Source organism: Janthinobacterium sp. GW456P (assembly GCF_002127655.1).
Classification (GTDB): domain Bacteria; phylum Pseudomonadota; class Gammaproteobacteria; order Burkholderiales; family Burkholderiaceae_D; genus Janthinobacterium.
Genome location: NZ_NEHB01000010.1, coordinates 149,016 through 155,928 on the forward strand (window position 1 = coordinate 149,016; position 6,913 = coordinate 155,928).

Annotated in this window: 8 protein-coding genes; 1 reads left to right on the plus strand and 7 read right to left on the minus strand. The window is 62.4% G+C overall.

The genetic code is table 11. The annotated features are described in order from the left end of the window. Positions 1-181 precede the first annotated feature (181 nt). The 4 genes from CBW66_RS11660 to creB form a co-directional block, all read right to left on the minus strand. Entirely contained in the window at positions 182-394 is a 213-nt protein-coding gene (locus CBW66_RS11660; protein WP_086139048.1) for a hypothetical protein, read from the minus strand. Between the two features lie 219 nt (positions 395-613). After that, positions 614-1,999 (minus strand): cell envelope integrity protein CreD, encoded by a 1,386-nt coding sequence (gene creD, locus CBW66_RS11665; protein WP_086139049.1) that lies wholly within the window; start codon positions 1,997-1,999, stop codon positions 614-616. 97 nt (positions 2,000-2,096) lie between these two features. Beyond that, entirely contained in the window at positions 2,097-3,518 is a 1,422-nt protein-coding gene (gene creC / locus CBW66_RS11670; RefSeq protein ID WP_086139050.1) for a two-component system sensor histidine kinase CreC, read from the minus strand. Next, the gene (gene creB, locus CBW66_RS11675; RefSeq protein ID WP_086139056.1) at positions 3,515-4,246 is read right to left on the minus strand and encodes a two-component system response regulator CreB; all 732 of its coding nucleotides are present in this window, start codon (positions 4,244-4,246) and stop codon (positions 3,515-3,517) included. The genes creC and creB overlap by 4 nt, the downstream gene beginning before the upstream one ends. Before the next feature lie 164 nt (positions 4,247-4,410). Here creB and CBW66_RS11680 point away from each other — a divergent pair, with 164 nt between their 5' ends. Next, complete coding sequence (locus CBW66_RS11680; RefSeq protein ID WP_086139051.1) at positions 4,411-4,956, plus strand: tetratricopeptide repeat protein; 546 nt, start codon at positions 4,411-4,413, stop codon at positions 4,954-4,956. 22 nt (positions 4,957-4,978) lie between these two features. Here CBW66_RS11680 and CBW66_RS11685 read toward each other — a convergent pair whose 3' ends face one another. The 3 genes from CBW66_RS11685 to CBW66_RS11695 form a co-directional block, all read right to left on the minus strand. Then, the gene (locus tag CBW66_RS11685; protein ID WP_070221709.1) at positions 4,979-5,824 is read right to left on the minus strand and encodes a DUF817 domain-containing protein; all 846 of its coding nucleotides are present in this window, start codon (positions 5,822-5,824) and stop codon (positions 4,979-4,981) included. A 143-nt stretch (positions 5,825-5,967) separates the two neighbouring features. Beyond that, the gene (gene rpsJ, locus CBW66_RS11690) at positions 5,968-6,285 is read right to left on the minus strand and encodes a 30S ribosomal protein S10 (RefSeq protein ID WP_010394389.1); all 318 of its coding nucleotides are present in this window, start codon (positions 6,283-6,285) and stop codon (positions 5,968-5,970) included. 179 nt (positions 6,286-6,464) lie between these two features. After that, a partial coding sequence (locus tag CBW66_RS11695; protein ID WP_086140056.1) for an EF-Tu/IF-2/RF-3 family GTPase occupies positions 6,465-6,913 on the minus strand: 449 nt, incomplete at its 5' end.

Consider the following 6,913-nt stretch of genomic DNA (forward strand, 5'->3'; position numbering starts at 1 on the left):
GGGAGTTGTCACGGCAGCGGGAACGAGGGCAAAAACAGGCCCTGAACGACCATCCATGCGGGTCGGCGCCAGGAAGACAAAGGCGCGAGGCGGGCTTGCCGCCCTCCTCGCGCCTCATGCTTTGCCGCCGTCAGGCAGCGCCGCGCCGGCATGCCGGGCGATCACCGCCAGGCATGCCGCCTTAGCCGCCGTGCGCCCTGTCGCAACTGGCGGTGCAGGTGTCAAGCATCATCTGGCAGATCGGGCTGCTGCTGCCCAAGCCGCCAGCACCCGTGCAACTGGCGATCTTTTGCCAGCAACCGTAATAGCATTGCTGTAATTCAGCGCTGGTGGCATACGCATAACTGCCACTCAGACTGCAGGCGAAGAGGAAAAATGCCAGTTTCTTGATCATGGTGCTGTCTCCGGTTTTTTATCAGTGGGGATGGAAGGAACTGCAAACGGCGGCAAGCCATCCTGCCTGCCACCGCCCTGCTACTCCGGCACGCCGTCGCACGTCATGCGCGCTTCACGGAAATTAATACCAAAGAGTACCGTAAACAATACCAACTTAAAACCACTTATTTACCAAATCAGCAATGTTTTTCATGCATGCCACTCCTGTTCAAATGGATCACTGCCCTCCTCTGCCAACCTGATACCAGTCCACCTTGCGCGTCGCCATCATGATGGCGGCCAGCACGGCAAACAGCAGGATGCTGCCCATCACCAGCGCATTGTTTTCCGAACTCAGCAAGCCATACAGGGCGCCATACAGCATGGTCAGCCCCACGCCGAAGCCGATGCCGCGCCAGGCGTTGTGCAGCACGTGCACCAGATAAAAGCTGGTCAGCGCGATACAGGCGGCGCTGGCGATCAGATAGGCGGTCAGGAAGGCGATGTGTTCCGCCAGCCCCACCAGCAGCAGGAAAAAGATCGCCAGCGACAGGCCGACCAGCAGATACTGCACCGGGTGGATCGGCAGGCTTTTCAGGATTTCAAAGATGAAGAAGGCGGCAAAGGTCAGCGCCACGAACAGCAAGCCGTATTTGGTGGCCCGGTCCGATTGCGAATACACATTCACCGGCTCGATGAAGCCCACGCTGAAGCGGTCGATCTGGCCCAGCGGCGCACTGTCGGGCACCTTGAACTCGCCCTCGATCGTGCTCAGCTGCGTTTGCGCATTGGTCGCCAGCGAGGAGATGCTCCACTCGACCTGAAAGCCATCGGCGTTGATCTGGCGGAATTTCGGCGACGGCAGGAAGCGCCCGCCAAACTGCGGATGGGGCCAGTTCGACTTGATGCTGATCTGGCTGTTTTTCGCCACCGGCACGAAATGCTGGCGTTCGATGCCGTCGAGGCCCAGCTCGAACGCAAACGATATCTGCTGCGGCGCGGCCAGGGACATGGCGCCCAGCGGCGCATGCAGGCCGCTGCGGAAGGCAAACAGGTCGGTGCCCTGCTCGAACTCGATCTTCTGGCCGCCCCAGTCGATTTTCGGAATGTTGCGGATACCGCGCACGTCCTCGATGGACAGGGCCACGAACGGCGCCCCCAGGGTCACGCGCGAGTCCGGCGACTTGCGCGGCAGCTGGCTGCCGGCCGGCACCGTGAAGTCGCCCTTGAAGGCGTGCTGGCCGCTATACACCAGCACCTGGTGGATGCCGCGGTAACGGCGGTCCGTCTCGATGTTACCGTTGAGCAGTAAATTATTCGGGTAGACAAGCAGACGACGCTGCACAGTGCGGCGCAGCAACTCCGTGCGCACCGCCGATTTCGCTTCCTTGTCATCGCCCTTGGCCACCTCCACGCGCTCTTCATACTGCTCCGTGTAGGGAATCACCAGGATGGGACCGATGATGGTTTGTTCGCGCACCGAATCGGCGGCGATGCTGTTGACGGCTTCCTGACGGAATTCCATCCGCTCCTTGATCGTTTCCTGAATCATCAGCAAAGGCAGGCCGATTATCAGCATCAGGCCGAATACGATCAACGCTTTGACTAACAGAGTTTTTTGCATGGCGCATCCTTGAAGTAAGGCGGCCAGTGTAAAAAAGCTGTATGCGCTGACGATGCAGTCTGTGTGAAGCGGGCAAATAAAGTGCGCTAAGAGTGTGCTAAGCCAGCGGCAGGCACAGGCGCGCGCAGGCGCCACCGTCCACATGGTTGAGCACCTCGACCGTACCGCCATGCAGGGAAGCGACCTCGCGCACGAAGGGCAGGCCCAGGCCCGTGCTCTTGCCGGCGGCCGGGCGCGGCAGGGAGTAGAAACGCTCGAAGACGCGCTCCAGCGCATACGCGGGGATGCCTGCGCCGCGGTCGCGCACGGCGATTTCCACGTGCGTGCCCTGGCGCCGCGCCGTCACGTCGATGCAGCTGCCCGGCGGCGCAAAGCCGGCCGCGTTGTCGAGCAAATTGCCCAGCGCCTGGCGCAGCAGCAGTGCGTCACCGGCCACACTCGCCTCGTCCGCCTGAAGCTGCAGGCGCACGCCGCGCGCCGCCAGGGTGGCTGCCGCATCCTGCGCCACTTGCGCCAGCAGGAGCCCCAGCGCGATGCGCTCGGGGTGGTCGAGGCGCTGCTGCTTCTCCACGCGCACCAGGGCCAGCAGCTTGTCGATCAATTGCCGCTGGCGCGCATTCTGCTCGAGAATACTGGCAAGAAACTGGCGCCGTTCGGCCGGCGGCATGTCTTCCTGCAGCAGCTCGGCCGAGGCCTGGATGGCGGCGATCGGGCTTTTCAATTCATGCGCCAGAGTGTGCATCAGCTGCTCCACATACTCCTTGCCTTCCAGGCGCGTGCGCATCGCCTCCAGCGCCCGTCCCAGGGTGCCGATCTCGTTCGTGCCCAGCGCCGGCAGCGCCACCTTGCGCCCCGCTTCCACATCGCCGATATAGGTCATCAGCTTGCCCAGCGCATGGTGCAGCCACCACGCAAACGCCAGGCCGATCAGCAGCGACAGCAGCAACAGCACGGCGCCGCGCTGCAGGATCTTGCGCTGGCTGCGCTCGACAAACGCCTGCACGCTGGCGTTCGGCTTGGCCACCGTCAGCACGCCGATTACCTCATTGCCGTCGCGAATCGGCGCGGCCACGTGCATTACGGTCGACATCTCGTCGTCGGGCCGGCTGCGTGTGCTGCGCGCGCCATACTTGCCCTGCAAGGTCAGATACACGTCATTCCAGCGCGAATAGTCGCGACCCACGTCGCGCCCGCTGGAGTCGAACAGCACGATGCCGCGCCGGTCTGTGATAGTGATGCGGTAATCGAGCGTGCGCTTGCGCACGCCATTGATATTGACGTCCACGCCATGGCGCGCGTAATCCTGCATGCGCTCGGCCACGGGCGACTGCGCCAGCGTGCCCGCCTTTACGTCGGGCGCCACCAGGCTGGCCAGCAGCTGCGAGGTGTCGACCAGGGTGTCTTCCAGGGTCGAGCGCACGCCCGGCTTGACCTGCTCCATGAAGACATTCAGCAGGAACCATGCGGCCAGCCCGACGATCAGGAAGTAGCCGAGCAGGATGCGCAGGCCGATCTTCATGCGCCCGCCAGGCTGTAGCCGAGGCCACGGTGGGTGTGAATGGGGTCGGCCTGCGCATCGACCGCGCGCAGCTTGGCGCGCAGCGATTTGACGTGCGCATCGACGGTGCGCTCGAGCGTGTCGGGCGCACCGCTCCACACGCGCTCCATCAGCTGCGCGCGCGACAGCACATGGCCCGGATGCTCGAGCAGGGTTTTCAGCAACAGGTATTCATAGCGGGTCAGGTCCAGCGGCTGGCCGTGAAACAGTACCCGCGCCTCGAGCGCGCGCAACTCGAAGCGCGCCGGCACGGCCGCGACGACAGGCGCAGCTATCGTCATGCCGGCCTCGCGCGGCGCCTGGGCGGCGCCTGCGCGGCGCAGGATGACGCGGATGCGCGCCACCAGTTCGCGCGGCGAAAACGGTTTGGTGACGTAATCGTCGGCGCCGATTTCCAGGCCGACGATGCGGTCGATCTCGTCGCTGCGGGCCGTCAGGAAGATCACCGGCACCTCGGAAAACTGGCGCAGCCGGCGGCACACTTCCAGCCCGCTCATGTCAGGCAAGCCCACGTCGAGCACCACCAGAACAGGCGTCTGCGCGGCTTCGCCGGACATGGGGCGCAGCGCGGCCAGGGCGTGCTCACCCAACATCACATGGCGCGGCGTAAAGCCGTCCGTGCGCAGGGCATAGGCGATGCTGTCGGCAATCGCCTGTTCATCTTCCACGATCAGGACAGTCTTGGACATGGCGGCGGCGCGCATTAGTGGACAAGCCCGGAGTATCACTGAAGCATGCAAGCGGCGTCAATCGCGCGGCCGGCGAAAAGCCACGCGCCCCAAAAAACTTGGAGTATATTTATTACGGCATGACTCCGCCGATACACCGTGTTTGACACCCGTCCGAGGAGACTATGAAGACCCATACCATCAGCCTGCTATGCGCTGTCAACCTGCTGGCCGCCTGCAGCGCGCCAGCGACACTCGCCACCTCCAACGCACAACAAGATGCCTGTAACGCGGCCGAACGCAAAGGCCAGTTCGGCGAAGCGGAACTGGCTTGCGTACAGGCGCTGCGCAGCGCCGAGCAGGCCGGGGCCAGCGCGGACATCGTCTCTCAGCGCCAGTACAACCTGGGCCGCATCAAGTGCTTGCAGGGCAAGAATGCGGAAGCGGAGCAACTGTACCGGCAAGCCCTGGCCACGGAGGAAGCGGCGCAGCCGCGCAGCGATGCGCGCGTCGGCCGCCGCATGGCGGAACTGGCGTCGGCCCTGGCCGCGCAAGGCAAGTGGCAGGAAGGCACGGGCTATCTGGAACGCGTGCTGCCGCTGCTGCCGAAGCTGTCGCCCGCCTCGCGCACGTATTCGGCGGAAGTGCTGCGCCAGTACGCCAGACAGCTGCAAGGCGGTCCGCAAGCAGCGCTGGGCGCGCGCTTCGAGGCGGTGGCGGCCAGCCTGTAATAAGTGACTGCCTGAGCCGGGCCTAAGGCTGGGCCACGTGGATGCTGGCCTTGATGTGCTTGAGGTGGGCCACGATGGTGAACGTCATCACCACCAGCAGCGACCATGAGCTCCATTTGCTGACGTGCACCACCGACCACGCGCCAAGCTGGTTCGGATAGCGCCACACGCCCCAGAAGGTGCTGATGTTTTCGGCCAGCCAGATGAAGAAGCCGACCAGCACGAAACCGAGCAGCAAGGGCATGCTGCGGTCGCGGTCGAGCGGGCGGAACACCACGGTGGTGCGCGCATACAAGCCCAGCGCGCAGGCGGCCAGGTACCAGCGATAGTCGCCGATGTAGTGGTGAGTAAAGAAGTTAGCGTAGATCAGCAGCGCGATCAGCACCGCCATCCAGTACGGTGGATGGTGGCGGATCCGCATGTCGAGCAGGCGCCAGGTCTGGATGATGTAGCTGCCCACGGCCGCATACATGAAGCCGGAAAACAGGGGAACCCCAAACACCTTGGTGTAGGCAAAGTCGGGATAGCTCCACGACTGTATCGTCCCCGACACCTTGAACACCTCCAGCGCGAAGCCGACCGCATGAAACAGGCAGATGGCTTTCAATTCATCCCACGTTTCCAGGCCGCTCCAGACCATCGCGCCCTGGATCGCCAGCGCTACCAGCAGCAGCACGTCATAGCGCGGCAGGCCGAACAGGCCGGCGCGCGGCACCAGGAACACGGCGGCAAAAAACAGTCCCACAAACAGGCATGACCTCGCCTCCTTGATGCCGAAATACAAAAATTCGGTCAGGAAGCGCGGCCAGCCGCGCAGGCGCTGACGGGGAGTTGCATTGAGCAGGTGGGTATCGAGGGCGTTGAGCATGCGGCAACTTTATCGGGCGGGCGCGACACTGTAAAGTGGTTTTGCACGGCACAAAAGCAATGGGGCCGGGCGCACTCACGATCGTGAGCAGGCCCGGCCCCATCTCAGGCGGCGGGATACCCCGCCGGCCTTCTTAAAAACGATTATTGCAGTTTGATTTCGACATCAACACCAGCTGGCAGGTCCAGCTTCATCAGCGCGTCAACGGTTTTGTCCGTTGGGTCAACGATGTCCATCAGGCGTTGGTGCGTACGGATCTCGAACTGATCGCGCGAAGTTTTGTTGACGTGCGGGGAACGCAGCACATCGAAACGCTGAATACGGGTAGGCAGTGGTACTGGGCCTTTGACGACAGCGCCGGTGCGCTTCGCGGTCTCAACGATTTCCAGAGCGGACTGGTCGATCAGCTTGTAATCGAAAGCCTTCAGGCGGATACGGATTTTTTGGTTTGGTGCCGACATGATATTTCCTTAAAAGAACGAACCGCGCGGTCTGCACGGCAATGAGGTCATACGGGAATTTCTGACGCAACAACTGTCAGGGTCGACATGATAGCACCAAAATGCTTGCCAACCCCGGCAGTTGAATAAAAAGAAGGGCGCCGGGCGACGACGCGTCTTCTTTTATGCAGGCTTAAGAATTAAGCCAGGATTTTTGCAACAACACCAGCGCCGACGGTACGGCCGCCTTCGCGGATAGCGAAGCGCAGACCTTCTTCCATCGCGATCGGGTTGATCAGCTTGACGGTGATCGACACGTTATCGCCTGGCATGACCATTTCTTTGTCTGCTGGCAACTCGATCGAACCAGTCACGTCCGTCGTGCGGAAGTAGAACTGTGGACGATAGTTGTTGAAGAATGGCGTATGACGGCCGCCTTCGTCTTTCGACAGAACATAGATCTCGCCGGTGAAGTGAGCGTGCGGCTTGATCGAGCCTGGTTTTGCCAGAACTTGACCACGTTGCACGTCTTCACGCTTGGTGCCGCGCAGCAGCAGACCAACGTTGTCGCCTGCTTGACCTTGGTCCAGCAGCTTGCGGAACATTTCCACGCCGGTGCAAGTCGTTTTGACGGTATCGGTGATGCCGA